Here is a 20,679-nt window from a genome sequence, read left to right as displayed (position 1 = left end):
CCCTACTCGTCTATAGTTTGGGGCAGCGCAAGCTCAGAGCCCAACTAGACCAGACGGGTGAAACGGTGCTTGACCAAAAGCAACGCCCGACGCCCATTCCGACCTTTCGCTGGATTTTACAGAAGTTCCAGGCGATTTACTTGGTCTCGATGAACACAGTTCAGCAGGTCAGCAACCTGTCTGAGGAGCGCAGCAAAATTATCCGCCTTATGGGCTTTCCGTCCTGCCGCTACTATCTCCTAAATTAAGACCTGTCAACCTGCGGAATGTCGGTTTCTCACTGCTGTTTAATAATTTCAGCTATCGCAGTCATCTCTTCATCTGCTAGAAATGGCACTTGAGCATAAATAAGATCAGATTGGTTAGTCAAGCGGGCAGCTAGATGTCCTTTGCCTAGAAGATTTTCTGCTCCTTTATATCCAAGCGAAATTTCCGAAGTACCAACACTCTCGACTCTTAGGATCAAACGATTTCCCAAGTTGTCTCGAAGCTGAACCGGAAGAACATTGGCATCAGGTCTTTGGGCAGCAAAGATGAGATAAATCCCTGCGGCTCTTGCCTTCACCCCCAGTCGCTGCACCGCAGCAGACACAGCTGCTTTATACTCATCAATTAGCATCCATTCCGCAAACTCATCATGAACTAGCCACAACACGGGAAGTCTGTCCTGCTCAGCTACCTTGCAGTTATAGTCCTGCAAGGATTTCGCTTTCTGAGAAACAAACTTTCGGTATCGGTTGTCCATCTCTTCAACCAGGAGATCCAAAACCTCAATTGCACGATCTTGCTCAATAATGATTCCTTCTTTGAGATGAGGTAGATCACTAATGTTGGCGTAATCAACTCCCATCTTAGGATCAATTAAGTAGATGCTTGTCACTTTGGGAGAGTTAGTCACACAAATGTCAAGGATGAGATTTTGCAGAAGAACAGACTTACCACTGCCTGTGGCACCAGCAATTAGTGTGTGAGGAGCATGTTGCTCCAAATTCTCAAAACTACTGCCTAGATTAAGGTAGAGCAGTTCTCCATCCAGTTCCTTAACCCCAATAACAAAGCTGAGGTTGACGCTAGAGGGCGATCGATTGATCTTTCGCTTTGCCCACACTTCCCGTAGGGAAATCGTTTGACGTTGAGGACGGGCAACGGTGACAACAATTTCACCAGGCTGACCATAAACACTAATAATGTTTAGAGCGTGAGTGGTCAGCAGTTGTGATCGCTTCTTCTCGATGTCATCTAGCTTCAGATTATCCGAACCTTTCAATCTAACGATTGCTGCATTTGGAGTCAGGCGTTTACCTTCGATTTTGGCTTGCAGATTGTATCCTAATAGAGCCGTTCGCAGTTTTCCAGCCGCTTCTTCCAACCACTTTTCTGCCTCTGCATCGCCTTGGCTGGTCTGAGCTTGCCCCTGCTGCCACCAAGAAACCAGTGCTGGACTCGCCCAATTATCTACATCCTCAGTAGGTGATGCAACTAGAGAGATAGTAGCTTCAGTTTCAAGGGGCTGATCAGGCAAAGTTAGCTGAAGTGGACTGTCAGGATTTTCAGGCGGACTAACTTTTACAAGTATTGGAGGAGGAGAAATTGTTGCCTCGACTTCCTCAATTTCTAAAACCCATGTAACTCGATCCGCAGGCAGTAATGCTTCTGCTACTGTCCAGGGCTTGTCATCGCCAATCTGTTCCCTTACGGAGAAGAGTGTTTGTCCTGATTCATAAGCCAGAACCAGTTTACGGACAGACTCTCGATCAAACACTTCTTGGAAGCATCGTTTGACTTTAGGAATAGGCGATCGCTCCCCTTCAGTATTGCTGTCGTTTGTACCCGATACAAAAACCTGGGAGTAACCGGATAGGTCGATACGAAGCGTACCTGAGCGAATTTGTTCACGCCACTGCTCAATGTTCAGTTTGTTATCGGAACTAAACTCAATGCCGTCGAGTAGAAGATCGCTGAGGCGAGATAGCCAGAGGTCACGGTCAAGGCGACCTGGACTAATAAAGAGGGCATCGGCAATGCGATCAACTGTTTGCCGGAGTTGGTTCTGTGAAGTCTTGCGAGCGTCAGCTAAGCCCGCTACGTCGATGTATTTTGCCTCAGCAATGATGACTTTTAGGATAGGTTCGTCATCAATATACTGTGGTGAAATTGCCATGGTGTCAGCAATTTGACCTTCTTTTTGCCCTAACCAGGAAGCGTAGTCATCTAGGAAGTACCAGCCAATCGGGTTTTGCGTTCCCATTTCGGCGGTAATTAAAGCCTTACTTAAAACGACCCCCATTAGTTCGCTGGCAAATCTGCCGCACTTTGCAGCTCGCAACACAATGTCACCGGAAACAGCGTTGGCTTCATTAATTAGGCGCTCTACCAATCTATCGATACGGTTACTTTCCAAGCCTAAATTCAAGGCTTCCAAGCGTTTTCTGACCAGCACCTTGAGGACATTCAGAGAGGCGTCTGAAGAGACGAGGAAGTTCCGCTCATCAGTACGGTTCTGCTGGTAGCGAATAACCTTCACGCCCTGGTTGACGAGTTGTCGTCGCTCTAGCAAGTCATCGTAATTGACTACCCATTCGCCTAAACGATGGCTTTCATCAAAGGTTGTCCTCGTCGTTTCATCCTGAAAGGAAATTTGACGGGCAGGTAAGAAGTGTTGGTCAGGAGAACAGTCTTCACCTTGAGCAATGCTATACACCATGTCGAGGTAGGCTTGCCCAACCACAGTCTGCTTCGGACAGGTGAGATAAACGGTAGATTTAAGCTCATCTTTAGCAGACGGACGCTTACGTGCCCAACGAGCAGGAGAATGGATCAACATCTCGGCTGTGCTACTGTCAAATGGTGATGGTTGCCAAACCACTTTCGCCTGCCGTGAGATTGCATCTTGTAGAAACACAATGTCGGCAAATTTGCCTTCTGCAGGAGTTGTGGAAGGAACATCGTTAGACATGACTGAGATTCTCAGTCTTGCCATAAAGTCCTGGGAAACCTCACTGGCAATGAAAGCATCGGGATCAGCAGCAGAGCTTTCTAACATCTGCTCGTAGAGTTGAGTAAGTTTTTGCCTATTCCGATGGCGCAGAACAACCTGGCAACGAACTTCTTCCCGACCATCTTGTAGTTCCTCACTCAGTTTGTTAACGATTGCTTGAGGCAGTTTAATTGAATCGGTTTGGTACAGAACTACGCTCAGATTCGTTTTCTCATGAGGAAGAAGTTCCACGTAGCGACGGATAATTCCTAGCAGACGATCAGCTGCTTCAGCCGGATTTTCGTTGGTAGTGCGATCTCTCTCGTCCTGTGTAGGGCGCTCCATTAGGCTGTAATCGTTGACCGTGTCAGATACAGACAGCAATTCGGGCTGCTGCCCCTGGTAACCAACACAAACTTCAGGATAGTAAGGATGCTCAATTTCATTACGTAAATCGGCGAAAAATAGACGGGAATCACCAAAGTTAACCTCTGGTGTGGAGATGATATACCGAAGGAGCCCTGACAATTGGCGGGCTTTGACTGCTAGGGAAGCTAATCGCATCGGATGCCAGGGGGCGATGATAGCAGCAGGGTTACCGCGTTCAACTCGGATGCAGCCCAAGCGCAAGATGGGTTGATAGATGTCAATGCGATTGAGGTCGCCTTTGGCATGATTTAGAACAGTCTGGAGCAAATTCCCATAGGCTTCACACTGGTGCAACAGGTCTGGACTGGCAATACCTTGCCCTTCATCGTTGAAACTGACGATCGCTGCTCTATATCGCTCCGCAAAAGTGTTCCAGGCGACGGTGATTGTTTCAGCCGCATCCTTGGAAAGGCGACCATCTGCGACGGCTTGTTCGAGTTTTTTAGGAAGGGTTTCGTCCAGATCGCTCTTGCGATCATACTTACTGACTAAAGAACCCCGATTTTGGCGATATGCTGCCATTAGGGTACCAACATCTAACAGAGCAATTCCCTGCAACCGTCCCTTCTTACTAACTAGCTCTCTCGATACCTGAGAAAGTTGGAAAGGTGAGTTTTTAAGTAGCCGTCCTAGATCATTGCCCAATTCCATCCCAATTGAATTTGGATGACAACGCCAGATCAGTTGAGTCTTAGCAATGAGAGCCTGAGCATTATCCCGCATCTCGACGTAGAATTTGATTTCTGTTGCAGTTTTTGCTACGGAGGTATTCTCACGGTACTTTGCTTTTTGCTTTTCCTGAGTCTCTTTCAGTAACGTATCGTATTTGAACAGCCAGTGGGTTTCCCAATCAATATGAGGGGCAGTCAGTTGCTCAATACCTCGGTAGCGAGTGCAAAAATACTGACCCACGTTAGCATTGAGTTCCAACCATTTACTTTTTCTACTACTTTTTTGAGTTTCAATTTTAAGTGATTTAACACCAGCAACAGTTTCTGCTTGGTCAAAAAGTCGCTCAAAAGCTTGTAGCAAACCAATTAGAAAATCTGTGCATTCAATAGGTTGTCCATAGACAAATTTATCCCACTTCGCTTTAAGTTTGCGATCGCCCTCAAGCTCATGACGATGCGCGTCATAAAATTCCCGATCCTCGTCTAGTGCCTCACGCTTATTACGCTTTTTCAAAGCATTAATGTATTGAGCTTCTGATTCCGTTATGGTATCGGGATACTCATCATTAAAGAAATCTAGGGTGAGAGAGGCAATGTCTGTTTTTTGCGCTTGTAGCCCAGAAAACAACGTATTGATGTTATCCGATTCCCACTCAAACTTTGAGAGGGCTTCAGCTTCAGAAGTCCAACCTGCGGAACTGGCTATGAATGTTTGGATAGCAGGATAAGCAACCGCAGGAATGCCATCCTTTACCTTGTCAAAAGCAGTCTGAAGGTCTTGATCGTCAATTGGTTTGCGGTTGGGTGTTTGCTTCAGCAATAAGCACGCACGTTTAGAAAAGGCTTGCTGAAATAGCTTTTCCCAGCGTTGAGTTTGTCCTAATTGGGTTTCAGGAATAGCACGAAAGTAACCAGAATCGCGGGGGAGACGCAAAGCGGGAAGTGCCCACCCAAGTGCATCTACAACTGGAAGGCTTTCTTGAAGGATGCGCGATCTCGTTTGAACAATGTAGTCCGCAAAATGCTCTAGGCTAAGTGTGCCAACCTTCTGAAGTCCATTGAGGGCTTTGCGCCAGTATTCAATCTGCTCAATAGGAAGTGCCAACTCTTTTGCAGCTAAGCTAATCCAGCACTCAATCTGTCCCTTAAGTTCTTGAGCACCAACTGAGGTAATGTCATTCAGAGATTGAGCCTGGTCGTCGCTGATATTAGCCAGCAGTAGTGCAGGGCGATCGCAATCTGAGTGACGCAGGTGGACTGTACGCTCATCGGACAAAATTTCGGCAGGTAAGCTGAAGCTGCCTACGAGATCTCGTGGAACTTGAATCTTGATGATCGGGGCGAGTTCGGAGTCATTGAGAATAGTTTGGCATACGGCGGCAACCTGCTGGGCGGTAAGACGATTCAGCAGAAACCGTGCAACTCCCTCGTTGGCCTCGTCGGTTTGAATTGAGCGTTTTAGGAAGTCAGCCGCAACTTGACCAATCAGTTCAATAGTCTGCATCATCTCACCTCTGAGGCAAAGGGATTTTGAACATAGGCACAAGCATCGGAAAGGCGTTTGAGCAAGCCAATACTGGCAAGGCGACGTTCAAGCCGTTCGGCATTGGCTACAAAGTCTTCGCGGTCAGCATCACCGGAGTTGATCAAGTCAGTGGCTTGGCGATCACCAATAACAAAACCATATTTTTGGTGCAGTTGCGACAAAAACTCCTGAAACTCCATACGAGTCGGCACAGAGGCGAATACTAATGTCCTCAACAAGGAATCCGTAGGTGCATAGCGAGTGCGACGGCTACCCCGACTAGACGACAAACCGATTTCGCGCGACCAGGTTCCATGAAACTTGCCGAGGTGTTGCTGATGTCGTTTGACTGCCCTTTCTCGTAAAGAGTTTAGAAGATCTTCTGGCGAACCTGAACCGTCTGATTCCTCTTTGGCAGACCAGGCAAAACGCTCTTCTAGCAAATCGATTGCGTCCTCACCCGGAGTATAGGAGTCAAGACACGCCTGCCATTCTGGTGAATCCGCGATGCTACGAACGGTGTACTCAACCGCCCGTTGAGGCAGATTATTGTTCTTCTGAAATTCATCTGATGCCAACTCACGCACTGTTGTCTTTTTAGGCGCGACAATTTCCAAAACAAACTGTGTTGGGGTAGCCTCGCCTAATGTTGCCTTGGCACGGCTTAACAAGTAGATAATCAGGTGCAGCCCGGTAATAGTAACAATGTGAGGTAGGGAATCGTAGTCGGGCAGGTCACAGCGTAAGATACTGAGCCAGTCGTCAGCTAGTTTTCCATACTCAAGCAACTTCTCATAGGGAAGATAGGGTGGGCTGCCACTGGTTCTAGGCACGCTCCGTTCCGAAGGAGATTGGAGGGCAAGGACTAGCTGATTCCACTTGGAGCCTCGATACTCAACCGAGTAATTCTGGGTGATTATCCCGGTACTCTCTAAACGGGAGAGAATTTCCTCACCCCGACCGCTTCGGCAGAGCATGAGATATAGAAGCTCGCCTGTTCTCCCAAAGAAGCGACGGTCGTTTGTCACTTTCTCCCCAGTTACCCTTAGGTCTTCGTAGAGACAGTCAGGGCCGTATGGAAAAACGAACTTAGAACTCCATCGTTTGTTGCTGTCACCCTCAATGGCACTTGATTGTAGGAATTTGACAATTTCTGCAAAGTCTTTAAAGGATTCAAATCGGGATTTTAGATAGCTAAAGTCAGGCGAAGCCAACCCACCTACGTTATTAGCAATAGCATTTATCCAAGTCTGCCATCGCTCGTTGTCATCTAATCCTTCTGTAGCGACAGCCTCAATATGGGGATTGTTGAACAAGATATTGCGAAGATAAAGGCGTGGGTAAATTTCGTACCTTAGGTCATTCAACTTGCTCTCTACAAAAGCCCGTCCGTTGCTTGCTTCTGACTGTGTAATGCAAAGCATTTCCAAAATGCAAAGCCACGGGGTTTGCTCATCGTATAGCCGATGACCCCAGATAGATTCGTCAACCCACATATTGAGTTGAGACTGCTCGATATATTGGGGCCGTGGGAGGATTTCAAGCATTAGAAGTAAACCTCAAGTGTTCGTTCACTTGCAATACCACCACTATTCACTTCCAGCAATCGAATATTCATTGCCTCTTCTCCATCGTCTTCTCTCTCCAAAGTCTGTCGGACTGAAAGCTGCCTGAATACTTGAGTTTTAAAGGCGAGTACATCTTCATAGCACTCCTGCGAAAAGCTACTTGGAAGAGCACCTTCGGCAACTCTGCTCAGATACTCATACCGGGTTAAGGTTAGGTTGAAACGAATTGGCTCAACCTCTGAAGCAAGGTTAACAACTAAGATTGGCTTCTTGCGGCTTTTATCCAACTCTACTGACACACTTTCACCCCGTTTTCGAGCAACGGAGATAGACTCTTCATAAACCCTGCTAATTCGTGCTTGGGAGTAGCTACCAGAAGTTGCTAAGAGTAGTTCGTCTTGATTGTTGACCAACAGCCCTGTGAAGATACGATTTAATCCCCTGATAAGACGCGAAGTAATCGACTTAGGGATTTTTTCGCCTTCCTGTAAAACTTTGAAAAGACCGTTCAAATATTCTCCAGCATACTGAAAGATCGTGAGATCCCAAAGCTTCATGTCTGTGGTGTGATCGCTGAGAATAGTAAAAAATAAACGCTGCCGTTGGGCTTGAAGAACATTAAGAAATTCTTCACGTCCCTTTGCAGCATCACCTTCTAAGTAAGAACGCTGCTGAGCCTGATATTTTAAGTCGGCTCCGTAGAATGGGTCAGATAGAACTAAATCCGTGTAAAGCGGCTGTAACTCTGGATCGTCTGCTCCAAAAATCAGAATATTGTCAATTTGATTACTAGTTTCCGCACCAATACCAAAGCCACGTAGAACTTTGAAGACCTCAGTTGACTCACGCCGCCGCTCAGGCAAGTTCTCGCCGAAGATATTACGGTAGAGGCTGGCAAGCGATGTAGTTTCAGCAGCAATAATCTCAGAAACCTTCCGACAATTGAGTAACTTATCTCTTGCGTCTGGATGACCTAGTAAGGCATTGGCAATCAGTAGAAGTAATTGACGCACTGGAAGATGCATCTGATTTAGCTCGCACAGTTCGAGGAGATCCGTCAAGCGTTCTCGTGTGGTTCGATCCGCATCAGTTCCTTCTAGACGCTGTTTGTTCTGCCAAATTGGACATCCTTGGTTCTGATAAGCACATTGATTACAATCGCCCCAGCCCGGATGTTCCAGAATAGCTTTCAGAATCCGTGGAAATAAGACAGCAGCACTTTGACGGCTTAGGTTATAAAGTTTGACTTGGAAGCCATCTAACTCACGCAAGTCTCCCACTAAAAGATCTTCGATCGTCTTTCGTACTGGCTCAAGTTCTTCAATCTGCGCTGCTTCTGTCCATGCTTCTACTAACTGCCCATCGTTTGCCGCAATTAAATAGACTTTGGAAGTGTCCTTGCCTAAGATGGCAGTTGCTATTTGTGGTAAAAGCGATTGCTTCTCTTCTAGAGTTAGTTCGCTCAAATCCTTGATGACAACTAGCTGCTGATCGCCCAACATCAACCGTTGAATCTTACTATCCTTTTGCCAATCATCAACAGAGCCGCCAAACTCTTCCCAAATCTGCCGACAGTAGTAAGTTTTACCATCTCCAGCCGTGCCAGTTAAAATGACCGACTTGGGCGAAGCTGAGCGGAAGTTATCAAGTAATTCGCCTAGATACTCAGTTTCAAAGGCGATCGCTTGAAGCTTCTTGCGTCGTAAAGTACGCTGAATCACCTCGTCATACATATTGTCATTACGGGGAATTGGTCCGTACTGACGCAAAAAACTAATCCAATTAGATGTAGAGCAAGAAGGTGATTGAGATGGCATAAATTACATAGTTGATTGGGCTTGAGGGACGAAATTGCATTTATAGCAGTTTAAGAATAGTTATTTTTTATAGAAACATTAGGCAAATATTGAAAGAGCCATGTGAACCTTGAGTCTCACTAGTACTTCGCGACGTAAATGTGTTCACCGTCTAATCAACAGTCGCGCAAGCCTCTGGCTTGCTGCAGGTGAGCTCGACAATAGTCGAAAGTCTCCGCCGTAGTGTAGTAGTATTCAGGATTTTGAAGACGTCATCCTTCTTGAGAGGGAAAGTTGTATAGAAACTGGGCTACAGCTTAGGCATAGGGAGCTTTATTTAACAGCACTCGGAGTTCTACAATTCCTTTTAGTAGATTTCCCTAAAAAGTCATAGATGGCACATCAGGCAAGGAAGCGTATCATCTTCTTCATCAAGGACTCCTGACAATACTTCTGACAGAGGTTTATTGGGAGCTTTTTGAGTTTCTCTTTGAATTGACCTCTCATGACTTTCAAGGATTTCTTGCTTTCGCTCTAATAGCTCTAACAATGTTTCCCCATCAGTCCAAGTATATTTTCTGCCATCCTTATGCTCTTGCTCATAACGAACAGCTTCAGCGAAAAGATCAGGGTGCTTCTCATGAAGCATGACCCACTCATATTTGCGCTGAAAGAAGCAGAAAAAACAACCAGAGCGACTTCTCCACTGATAGTAGTCGGGTAATCCTAGTCCATGGTCTTCTAGCAATCGAATTATGTCGGCTTTAAGCATGCCTCGTTCTTTGAAAGGGTAGACTGGTTTAAGATTTGGCTTTGTTGAAACATAACCATCCCTATTCTCATCAGCCCTAATGCCTACGTAACTAACAGCTTCGTCATCGCCTATGAATTTTTCCAAAGGAATAATCTTTAGCTGCTTAGTACACCAGCGGCTTCTGGGTGATGGAAGATATCCATCGTAAACCTCTAGCCAATGATCAAAGCCTTTTTCAGGACTAAGATACTTGATTTTAATTCCTAGTCGAGCTTTGATTTTTTCTAGATAGTCATAGGTTTCTTGAAGTTCTTTTCCAGTGTCACAAAAGAAATATTCCATTTCTGGAATCTCTTTGTGCAGCAGTACCGCCAGCGCTGTACTGTCTTTACCGCCGGAGAGCCCCATGATATGGCGAACGGGTTTAGTCATTTATCTATTGTGAGTGAGCTTGCTGCTGGAGGGGGAGAAAAAGTGTCTGTACAATCAATATTTTTAGGAGTTCGGCAAATAGGCTTTTTGCCATTATAGCAGTGACAACAAAAATGAGCTTGGCTTTATCGCTCCTTGATGAACTTTTATTTCACATGTTTCTTGGTTAAGATCAATGGCATAGACCATCATCAACTGGTATTGATTGCTATGGTCTATCGCAAATTGCCGCTCACCTTCTGATAGGGTAAACGACGACATTGGTTTTAGTGTTCCCTTTACTTTGCCATAGATTACCGGAGCTTGGGCTGTACCCACTAGGATATCAAATCCTGGAGTGGTGTAGGGCTGCTGAATAACCTTTTCGGTAGGGTAGCATTGGTGTAGGTAAGTGGTGGCAGCAGCCATGGCAAACTCATCTATTGCAATATCTTGGGCTTCGCCATCGGGGTTGGGCAGGTGGTAGCGATCGCCATGCTTGGCCAGTTCCAGCACCCGGTAATGGCGCAAAATTTCGGCATCATCCAGACTGCCATCGGCTGTGCGCCGCTGGAGCCAAGTCAAAATGGCGGTTTCGCAGATACGTTGGGCTTCGGCAACGGCTTGCTCATCGGACAGGTCGAAGGGGAGTAAAAAAGTCTGGTTGTCTTTGTCATAAATAACGACCTGATGCTTTCCAACTAACCAGCGCTTAGGATTGTCCATCAAAACCCGATCCCAATGCTCTGCTCCCACCTCGTCGTACCCACCCAAGGTGCGGGCTAGGTCGGCACGAGTAGCCAGCCCCCCTCGCGTCAGCAGGTGCAGTATCACCACTGGCTACTCGTGCCGCCTGCATCGACATCTGGTGGGTGAGGAAATCGAGAAGATCTGCGATCGGGCGCATGGGATTGCTTAGGAGGTGTCTTTGCTTTAGGGTACCCTGGGGCTGGGTTTGATCATCAGTCAATAGCCTAGAATGTTGCATTGCTTCAGAAGACTTGCCCCTACAGGGTTACCTTTAATCTCATCTGGTAGATATGCAGTTTTCGCGCCCGATGCAGGGTTGCGCGCTAAACACCTCGTCTAGCATGTCTCGGGCCGGGGTGGGTCAATCTGCTTTACAGGACGCTTGAGTGGCCGCATGGTTCTTATCCCTTAGAACGCCTCGGTCTTGTCCTGCGGCGACGGCCATCGCCGGCAGGCTCCTGATAGGACTTTGACTCATCAAACATGCGCTCGGTTAACCGAGTTAGTAAAGCCTCTTGCAGTTGCGGGTCGGGGAACTGTTTGAAGATATCGTCGATGGAGGGGTCTACCTTGGCTTGGTGCTCGTCACTGGCCCAGACCATCTTGTTGACCTCGGTACCATCGGGGCGAGTCACCGTCAGCCGCCGGGCTTCAAACCCACCTTTGCTGGTGGCTTTCACGGTCGCCTGCAACGCCTCTAGATTTTTAAATCGGCGGGAAAGGTCGCTGAGGTTTAGCTCGAAGCGAGTCATATCCTCATCTTTCCAAGATTCTGCTGGTTTATCGGCAATCACCATGACGATCGCTTCTAACCACTGGCGATCGCCCACCGCCTCATCCGCCGCTGCCCTAGCGAAACGGTTAAGGCTGGCCTCGACACAGTTGCCCAACACTCGGCTAGCGCGAAACTGAAGGTCTTGGCGCAGTTGGGTGCGATCGCTGTGTACCCCAAAGGCGCTGTAGAGCAGGTCTTGGCACTCGGTCAATAGAGCATCGTAAGCGCCATTGATCTCGCGCAGGGCTTCCACCAAGTGCTCCCGAAAGGTGCGAGCGATGGTGCCATCATCGGCCTCAGAAACCACGATGGGCGCTAGGTCGCAGGCCTGGGGAAGCGCCTCAAATAGCAGCTCATCGGGCTCTTGGGTATGGAGCAACGTTTGCAGCACAGCACGCGATCGCCCACTAATGCGACGAGTTTTGAGCGTGAAATTGGGCAGCTTGCGCACAAACTGAATCAGCGGCTTGACCACCGACAACACCGTCAGGTTTCGCGCCTTCGACTGGCGGTGGGGTTTTCCCACGCCACCCCGCAAAATCTCTTCTAGCTCACGAAAGACCTGGCTACGCACCCCGGTAACTTCAATGTGCTTGACCGAGAACCGGGCGGGATCTTTCACCAGCAGCTCAAAATGCTCTGGCCCCAACACCGGGATAAAGGTGCCTTCTTTGTAGACGCTGACCTCATCACTGTAGTGCAGCAATACCGCTGCCAGCAGCACCGGAATTGCGCCTGATTTCATGCCGTAGGGCGGAGCGTTGAGCGTCTGGTAAAGCTGGCCGAGAGATAAGGGCGCAGCGGTGGCCCCGAGGCAAAACTTGGTGATCGCTGTCCAGATGGGGCCAAGGTTTGATTGGCCAAGAGTGGCCCTCATCCCTAGCTCTTCTCCCCCAGGGAGAGGGGAACCGGAGGGGAGAGTTCTCGTTGCTCCTGTGCTAGAAGAAGAAGACTGAGAGGATGGGCGCGGCGGGTAAAAGCCCCATTCGTCTAGCTCTTGACGGTGAATGCCGGTCTGCTGGAGTACGGAATAGTACATGGCTACCTCTGGCCCATAGCCCTCCAGCCCCAGGCGCTCAATCTCGGGTTGTTCTAGCATGGCTTCGAGCAGCACTCGGCGCGCTTTGGCCCCTTGGGATGTGAGGGTGCGGCGGTTGATCAGCTCATTCCAAAGGACGGGGGTTTTGGGATAGGTGCGATCGCACACCGCCGACAGCAGGGCATTAAAATCCGTAACGCTACCGATGCCCTGGGGCTTGCCCTCGACCCAGCAGGCATTGTGGTGGGTGCCAAAGTTAAACGCCTGGGAGAGGGTGTCATCTAGCAATTGCTTGAGCTGCAAGCGGCGATGACGCACTTCTCGCAGAGCCACCTTATCGCTTTGCAGGGCGCTTTCCCGGCTATAGATTTGGCAGAGGGCACGATATTCCTTGGCCCGAATAGTTAACAGCGGTAGGTTCGCCGCCGCAATGACTAACAGGGGCTTGCCATCTATGGTTTGGGCGGGCACCGAGCTAGGGGTCGTTTCGCTCAGCCAGTAGGCTACAACGCCATCACAATCGGCCTGGGTGCAGGCTAGGGTTTCTAAAGTGCTGCTGCTGGCTAAGTAGTGGCGCTCAAAATAGCGCAGGGTGCCGGTGCGGTAGCTGTGGCGCTGGGCCACCATGGGCTTGAGCGGATAGGTCTCGGTGAGCAGGTCGGCCAGGGGCAGGGTGTCTTTGGCGATGTATTGGGCGATCGCCGCTTCCACGTCAAAGTCAGACCCTTCCCACAGGCGCAGCTCATCCACCGCCCGCCGATAGGTGACAATGCCCTGCTGGTGGGTGACCACGTTGATCTGCTCTTCCCAATGCTCCAGGGCGGCGGTGTCGGGTTGATCGACCAAGGCCAATTTCACTAGGGGGCGGGTGGCGCGAAACAGGCCGGTACTGGTCACCAGGTTAAGCAAGCCAATGGTTTTGAGCAGAACCACGGTATCTGCGCCCCGGTGCTGAGCGTCGGCCACCAGGGTCTGGATCTCTAGCCAACGCTGTAGCCCCGGACGAGATCCCATACCCGCCCCAAGGGATTCCACAAAATAGTCGTAGAGGTGGTGCAGCTTCAGAGTTGGCAAAGCCTTTACTCCCGCTCCATCGACGCCTGGAATTGGAATTTCTTCAATCTCCGCCGACTCTAAAAATCCCTGGAACGCGTGAGGTTCGGCACTGGTGAGAAACGTAAACAGAGAGCGATCGTTCTGGGCGTAGCGAATGCACAGCTCCGGCAACACCATAGCCGCCAGGGGATGGAGGGGGTAGGTGGCCTCTATGAGTTTGGGGGAGAGTTCCGTGAGGTTGGCTTTCTCGCTAAGGACGGCGCACCAGTCTTGAGTGAGCTGTCGCACCGGGAACGTGAGGGTTTCTGCCTGGGATCGATTGATGGCTTGCCCCATCAGCCGCAGCATCTGCTGAGACGACTCGGTGAAGGGGATATCCTCAAACCGTCCTTGGATTTTGGCCCATTCGTTTTTTTCCACCGCTGCAAGCCGCTGACCATAGTCGGCAAAGGACTGGTGCAGCAGACCAAAGATATAAAGTCGGGTGTCTTTCTTGCGCGACAGCTCTGCGAGCTGCTGAAGCAGATATAGATCAGCCGTGCCCTGGTTCTGAGTGGCGTGCTCTAGAGATTTGCCCAGTTCATCGATGACGAGAATAATGTCGGTATCGACGACTTTAGAGAGCTGCTTGATCAGGTTGAGAATGTCGCGATCGCCAAAGGAAGCCTCGTTAAACGCTAGCTCGCCTTCCCAGTCGGTTAGCTTTCTAACAACCTCTGGCTCGCATCCCAATGCCCAAAAGTCATCGGTAGCTTTAGTGAGGGCTCTAACCAACGTGTGTCTCAGCGGCTCTCGTTGGGCGGTGGCCACCGCTCGAAACAAGCCCTGCTGGGGAAATTTCTTTTGCAGGGCCTCATATTCTGGGCTGTCGAGCGGGAGGCTATGTCGGGCAATGTCTAAGGCAAGTTGCCGCGCCGGACTTTCCACCGGTCCAAACAGGCTGGTCAAAAAGTGGGCGAAGGCCGATTTACCTGTGCCATAGACCCCCGTCAGCGTCCAGGCCGTGGTGCGCTTACGGCCAAACATCGACGCCAAGATTCGCCGCAGGGCATCAACTGCGCGATCGGTGAGAATGTAGCCCTCTACCGCCTCCGATGCGTCAAAATCGCGCTCTAAGTTGATAGAGCGGGCATAGCGGCGGTTAACACCCAGAAACTCGGCTAAACGTTGAGAACTCACTACCTATCAACTCGCGACTACATACCAACCCATGATTACACGCAACTAGGCGGAAAAATACTCGTCAAGAATAGCCTCAGACATCTCCAGCGGATCGCCTTCGTATTGAAGTTGTAGCAATCCAGCGCTGTCTGAGATGAACAGATCTTCTTGGTCGTTGCGTTGCCGGGCAACGTGCTCAATGGCTTCGGCGATCGCTGCCTCCGAAAGTTTCAACACCCGCCCTGGGCTGCCTGCTAAATAAGCCAAGCGGGAAACGCCCATGGCGGAGCTTTCATTTTCAGTCATCCCGGCAAATTCTAGACAGGCTGCCACCACCAGTTCAGCAGGCAACGTCTCCTTGGGGCCAACCTGAAACTCGTAGCGCCTACCATCCCCCACGCTGTAGAGCAACCGCAGGGCAGTGAAGGGGCAGTCGATAGAATCTTCGGTCGGCCCCTTTTTGCTTTCCTGGTCAGCGTACATGCGTAAGAGGCAGTTCACATCCTTTCGTAGAGACGAGTCGGCAATGTTGGCACTAAAGCTATTGGCGTAGTCTCGCAAGTCATCTACCAGGTGCTCTGGGGTAAACTCCGCCGCCTGAAATTCACCAAAGGCATAGGCCCAAGCTGTAGCAGTGCAGGGGGCTTTGAGTAAATTCCAGTGGAGCAGCCAGAGACTGGCCGGATTTTCTAGAAATGGGTCCCAGCCCTCGTCACTCAGCAGTTGTTGACCTAGCCCGGTCGGCAAAGTTTGGCGATCAGTTTCCACCAGCACCTTAAATGCGCTACACCAGTAGCGAATTGAGCGCACCATGTTCTTTCCTACGCCAAGCAGCACTGGCGCGTCTTCTCTCAAGAAGATATTGGGATCTGCTACTGCCAGGTCATAGCCCTTTTTCAGCCAGCCAAAGCGAGGATGAAAGGTCTCATGACGAGCGAAGACCGCCGTAGCCTTGGGTTTTTCTTTGACTGCGACATTTCTCATCTTGGATAGATCAAAAGTATTGTTTCATTATGGCGGTGCTGGGCTAATTTCTCTAGATTCTTCCCTGGGAGTATTTCATCTAAAAAGTCCTGCTTAAGGTTGCAAACCCGTCCCGTTGAGCCTGTTGCAGTGAAACCCTGAATAGGTAGTTCGCTGCAACACTCTGACTAGGTTTTCACTGAAGTGTCCCATTTGGATACAATTGTTTAACGAATCCTGATCAAACTCTACAGGTAGTAGTTGTATTCGTATAGAGATACTATATGCTCGAAGTACCTCCTGCAAAGTTTTGAAAAGCTTTAAGTTCGGTAGGATTAAGAGCTATTAGCGCGACATCGGTGGAGTTTGCCAGCACTCTATGGACAAAGTCTCGACAGAACTGCCGCCCTACTCGGAACTGTGCCAGCGCAGTTCCGTTGGTAAGCGACTGCCCGATGCTCTCTATGTCCATGTTTCTGCTCTGGCGCACCTTGCCCCCATCCTACAAGCTGTTGAGAAGCAGGCCAGAACCCACACAACCCTCGCTGAAAAAGCAACCCTGGTCAAGTTCAGCATCAACAAGTCGCAAGTTGCCTACCTGTTTTATCCAGATTTTGATACAGAGGCCCACCCTGCTCTTCAAATTAGCATTCAGGTCAATCTAGAAACTCTGCAAGCTACAAGCCGCGACTACAGCACCACCAACAATCCTCCCGTCTTGCACCGCAAAGAAACCTTTGTCGTTGCTGACTATCCGCACTATGCCACCTTCGCCTGGCTAACCAAGCAGGAAGATACCCTGGGGCTGCTAGATGACCCACGTGGTATTGGCTTTCGCCATGCTTGGGAGCAACGCTTGCAAGAGCGCAAGCTGGTTATTCATGGCCATGCCCTCGCCTGTCCGATAACCGCGGCGGCTAAGCAAACCCAGCCCAAGCCAAAGATTCAGCGGCATAAAGCGGCGATCGCCCGCGTCACTGCCTCCAAACCCGTCCGCCTCGCTGTCGAAGCCGGACTCTTCTCGCCTGAAACCACCTACTTCGACTACGGCTGCGGCCACGGGGCCGACATCGAATACATTCACCGTCTGGGGTTAACCAGCGCCGGGTGGGATCCCCACTTTCGCCCTGACATTCCCCACACCCCAGCCGATGTGGTCAACCTGGGCTATATCATCAACGTTATTGAAGACACTGCCGAGCGACGAGAAGCCCTGATCAATGCCTGGAGCCTAGCCCAGAAGGTGCTAATCGTTGCTGCCCAGGTGTTGATCGATGATCGCACCCGAGGCGTCATCGCCTATGGCGACGGCATCATCACCAGTCGCAACACATTTCAAAAGTACTACGAGCAAGAAGAACTCAAAGCCTACATCGACCAGGTGCTGGGCGTAGACGCCATCCCCATCGCTCTGGGTATCTACTTTGTCTTTCGGGACGAGGCTCAGTCCGAAGCCTTTCGGGCCTCCCGGTTCCGCTCCCGCGCCACGGCTCCCCGCATTCGCCTTAAGGTCAGCAAGTTTGAGGAATACCGCGATCGCCTCCAACCCCTGATGGACTTCTACACCAATCGCGGTCGGCTCCCGGCGGTGGAAGAACTGGGGGCGCAAGAGCTGACATCCTTGCAAGAGACCTTTGGCAGCATCAAGCGAGCCTTTACCGTCGTTCTGCAGGCGACGGATGTGGGGGAATGGGACGCGATCGCCGACAAGCGCCGCAACGACCTGCTGGTCTACCTAGCTCTCAGCCACTTCGGCAAGCGCCCCAAGTTCAAAGACCTCTCCCCCGAGCTTCAGCAAGATATCAAAGCCCTCTTCGGCAGCTACCATCAAGCCTGCACCGCCGCCGACTTGATGTTGATGAGCCTGGGCAGCACAGACCTGATTGAAGAACGCTGTCGTCAGAGTGCGATCGGACAGCAGCGCCCCAACTCCCTTTGGGTACATGTTTCTGCTCTAGACCAGCTTGACCCGCTACTGCGCCTTTACGAAGGCTGTGCTTCTCGCACTATCGGCCGACCTGAAGAAGCTACCGTGGTGAAATTCCACGTCCAGAAGCCCCAGATCACCTATTTGTCCTTCCCTGCGTTCGACAAAGAACCACACCCGGCATTGGAAACCAGCATGGCCATTGGTCTGCGCGACCTCCATGTCCGCTACCGTGACTATGATCCCGACAACCCGCCGCTACTGCACCAAAAAGACCAGGTGGTCACACCTGACTATCCTGGCTATGCTAAGTTCACCAAGCTCAGCCAGCAAGAGCAAAAGTGGGGTTTGCTAGACGATGTAAAAGCGATTTTTGATCGCCGGGGCTGGGAGAAATGCTTGTTACAGCACGGGACTGAGTTAAAAGGACATCGACTAATTCGACTTAAGCTCATGGATTAGGCGCTAGGGCCTCTTCAAGGTGTTTGTTTTGGGAGAAGAGGATTGATTTCGATGCGACTAGCGCTATGTCCAGGCAGCCTGTAGAGTTTTAAAATCCGAATTAGGGCAGCTCTAAAGGCCGTCATCGGCGGCTTTGAGGTGGCGATCGCCCTCGCTTTTAACTAAGGGTGCCCCGGCCGGTTCAAACACAATCACCTCAATCTTGGGCAATGGCTTGAAGGCTTCTAGAATGAGTGGTTTGACCTCGGCCCAGTCTAACCCCCCATTGCCGCAGCCCAAGGGGGGAATGGCAATGGATTGAATCTCCAATCGTTGAACTTCTGCTACTAAAGCGGCTAGCCCAGTCTTGATATCGTCAAGCTGGGAGGATTGTCGCCAGTGGCGTTTGGTGGGGAAGTTGATGATATACCGAGGGTTGAGCAGCGAGTCGGTGGAGACAATAAACATGCGGCCTGGCTCGACCTTGTTGTTTTTGCACGCCTTTTGATACTGCTTAAAATTGTCTGGAAACGCTCGCTTAAATTGCAGCGCCACTCCTTTGCCCATGACGCCCACGCAGTTGACGGTGTTCACGAGGGCTTCTGTTTTTTCGTCTAGGAGGTTGCCACGCTTTAGCTTGAGCATTGTACTGTCATCTGTTTAGTTCAATTGTACTCAACAGAGATGTAGTCGGCCTTGTTGACTTACAGCCCAGTTTTGGTTAAAAAGGTGCCGGCCTGCACAATGGTAGCTAGGTTGCTGATGGGGGTCATGTGGTAGAGCCCAATGGGCATTCTATGTAGAGCGGTGAGTGCTTCTTAGGGTAGCCATGGGTGGGGCCGGGCGATAGGGCTGAGACCAAAGCTGTTAAGCAATACCGGCTAAGTTCGGACAGATTTTGTTCGTCTCGTACAATGGGATGAGCCACGGAGTCTAGAGCATGTCCGAACTCCACCCCACCCGCCCCGCTGTTTTCGTTAAGAACATTTTTCCGGTGCCACTGCTAAATCAGCAGGTGTATTACGAGCATGGGGGCGATCCGTTTAAGGGGCTGCTCCGAATGAGTAAACTCCTGCGAAGAGAGTTAGGTAGACGTTCATAGGGGGTCAGCATTATGGCGGGTACATCGGCTAAGGTGCCAAAATCTAAAAAGAAAAATTTTTCTAGTTTTGGCTACGCCGAAGCGTTCAAACAGCTCAACTTAAACGATCTCATCCCCTGGGTACTAGATGTTCCCCGAGCGGAGCCCAGCACCTTCTTCCAAGAGCGGCTGCATCGCCTGGAGCAAACCTTTGATCTGGAAGGCTACGAAGAATCGAAAAAGCTGCTGATTGATGCCATTTGCGAAGAGGCGATCGCTAGCACTGACCATCTCAAAATCTGGAAGGGAGCCCAACTCGAAGGTGACACTACCGCAGGCTACGTCGATTATCTAATAGCCGAACGGAAACGATACCTAGACATTCCCCTACTGTGTATCATCGAAGCCAAAAAGGACGACTTTGAAAAAGGGCTGGCCCAATGCCTGGTCGAAATGCAGGCCTGCCAGTGGCAGAATCGTCAGGCTGTCCGCGAGATTGATGTCTACGGCATCGTCACCAATGGCCGGGCTTGGCAGTTCTATCGCATGATTCCAGATGGCGCGGTTTACGAAACTCCAGTCTATTCCACCGGGGATATGGATCTATTGCTGGGGCGACTGCGCTATATCTTTCAACTGTGTGAGCAAAATCTGGACTAAGGTTTTAGAAAATGTTGAGTGCAATTAAACAACAGACTATCGTGAAGCCTGGGGGCGTCATTGAGCTAACTTCACCGGATTTGCCAGAAGGGGCGATCGTGGAGGTGATTGTGTTGTTCCAAGACTCTGCTGAATTAGCTAAAGAAACTGAGCGATCGCTCACAAGCCTTATTGGGTCAGCCCCAGGCAGCTTTGCTACTTCATAGGAAGCTGACCAGTTCATTCGCGAGCAAAGGGACGAATGGGATTCCTAAGCGCACTACAGGATGATCAGATCGATTTGGATACCAACGTTAAAGTCAGTATGAATTTTAGAGGAAACAAAACATGTTGAATGAACTCAGGCAAACAGCCGTAGTCAGACCTGGAGGTGTGATTGAAGTACGATCTGCAGAGTTTACCCGTAGGCAGCACCGTTGATGTCATTGTGCTGATTAACCGCGATGTCACTAAACCCCTACCGTTTCATCCCCTCAGGGGGTTAAGCAAAGAAGATCGCATTGCCAAAATTCGAGCAGCGCTCGGTGGTTGGAAAGATGATCCTGAAATTGCTGAAATCTTTGATGAAATTGCCCAAGAACGTCACTCTTACCAGGGTAGACCTCTAGCTGGTAGTGCATTTTATTAAAGGACAGAGGAAAAGATGGATTTTTTCCTCTGTGCTAGCTTCTCTCAGTCCGTGAATTACGAGCTGA

At 50.1% G+C, this 20,679-nt stretch carries 11 protein-coding genes and 2 pseudogenes; 5 read left to right on the top strand and 8 right to left on the bottom strand.

Annotation, left to right across the window (positions count from 1 at the left end; genetic code table 11):
* A pseudogene (locus tag JUJ53_RS00560) lies at positions 1-248 on the top strand (IS1634 family transposase); the annotation flags it as partial.
* A gap of 29 nt (positions 249-277) precedes the next feature.
* Here JUJ53_RS00560 and JUJ53_RS00555 read toward each other — a convergent pair.
* From JUJ53_RS00555 to JUJ53_RS00525, 7 genes are all read right to left on the bottom strand, one after another.
* Positions 278-5,581, bottom strand: a complete 5,304-nt coding sequence (locus tag JUJ53_RS00555) for an FtsK/SpoIIIE domain-containing protein (protein WP_204150050.1) — start codon at positions 5,579-5,581, stop codon at positions 278-280.
* Entirely contained in the window at positions 5,581-7,149 is a 1,569-nt protein-coding gene (locus tag JUJ53_RS00550) for a hypothetical protein (protein WP_204150049.1), read from the bottom strand. The genes JUJ53_RS00555 and JUJ53_RS00550 overlap by 1 nt, the downstream gene beginning before the upstream one ends.
* Positions 7,149-8,987 carry a hypothetical protein gene (locus JUJ53_RS00545; RefSeq protein WP_204150048.1) on the bottom strand — a complete coding sequence of 613 codons (1,839 nt, stop codon included), beginning with the start codon at positions 8,985-8,987 and terminating at the stop codon, positions 7,149-7,151. The genes JUJ53_RS00550 and JUJ53_RS00545 overlap by 1 nt, the downstream gene beginning before the upstream one ends.
* Positions 8,988-9,354: 367 nt before the next feature.
* Complete coding sequence (locus tag JUJ53_RS00540) at positions 9,355-10,152, bottom strand: phosphoadenosine phosphosulfate reductase family protein (RefSeq protein WP_204150047.1); 798 nt, start codon at positions 10,150-10,152, stop codon at positions 9,355-9,357.
* A gap of 93 nt (positions 10,153-10,245) precedes the next feature.
* Positions 10,246-10,968 carry a DUF3883 domain-containing protein gene (locus tag JUJ53_RS00535; protein ID WP_204150046.1) on the bottom strand — a complete coding sequence of 241 codons (723 nt, stop codon included), beginning with the start codon at positions 10,966-10,968 and terminating at the stop codon, positions 10,246-10,248.
* Between the two features lie 314 nt (positions 10,969-11,282).
* A complete protein-coding gene (locus JUJ53_RS00530) occupies positions 11,283-14,930 on the bottom strand; it encodes a hypothetical protein (protein ID WP_204150045.1) in 3,648 nt (1,215 codons plus the stop codon).
* Positions 14,931-14,975: 45 nt separating this feature from the next.
* Entirely contained in the window at positions 14,976-15,896 is a 921-nt protein-coding gene (locus JUJ53_RS00525; protein ID WP_204150044.1) for a DUF4007 family protein, read from the bottom strand.
* A 358-nt stretch (positions 15,897-16,254) separates the two neighbouring features.
* Here JUJ53_RS00525 and JUJ53_RS00520 point away from each other — a divergent pair, with 358 nt between their 5' ends.
* Positions 16,255-18,264: a DNA phosphorothioation-associated putative methyltransferase gene (locus tag JUJ53_RS00520; RefSeq protein WP_204150043.1), complete on the top strand. Its 2,010-nt coding sequence runs from the start codon at positions 16,255-16,257 to the stop codon at positions 18,262-18,264.
* Positions 18,265-18,308: 44 nt separating this feature from the next.
* Here JUJ53_RS00520 and JUJ53_RS00515 read toward each other — a convergent pair.
* Positions 18,309-18,888: pseudogene (locus JUJ53_RS00515) on the bottom strand (macro domain-containing protein); the annotation flags it as partial.
* Positions 18,889-19,357: 469 nt separating this feature from the next.
* Here JUJ53_RS00515 and JUJ53_RS00510 point away from each other — a divergent pair.
* The 3 genes from JUJ53_RS00510 (at position 19,358) to JUJ53_RS00500 (ending at position 20,612) form a co-directional block, all read left to right on the top strand.
* The gene (locus JUJ53_RS00510) at positions 19,358-19,984 is read left to right on the top strand and encodes a hypothetical protein (RefSeq protein ID WP_204150042.1); all 627 of its coding nucleotides are present in this window, start codon (positions 19,358-19,360) and stop codon (positions 19,982-19,984) included.
* Positions 19,985-19,998: 14 nt separating this feature from the next.
* Entirely contained in the window at positions 19,999-20,190 is a 192-nt protein-coding gene (locus tag JUJ53_RS00505; RefSeq protein ID WP_239124664.1) for a hypothetical protein, read from the top strand.
* Between the two features lie 170 nt (positions 20,191-20,360).
* A complete protein-coding gene (locus JUJ53_RS00500) occupies positions 20,361-20,612 on the top strand; it encodes a hypothetical protein (protein ID WP_204150040.1) in 252 nt (83 codons plus the stop codon).
* The last annotated feature ends 67 nt before the right edge of the window (positions 20,613-20,679 follow it).

Origin of the sequence: Leptolyngbya sp. CCY15150 (genome assembly GCF_016888135.1) — a bacterium.
Lineage (GTDB): Bacteria > Cyanobacteriota > Cyanobacteriia > RECH01 > RECH01 > RECH01.
Note: the sequence above shows the minus strand (reverse complement) of the source record. Positions and strands in the feature narration are given on the sequence as shown.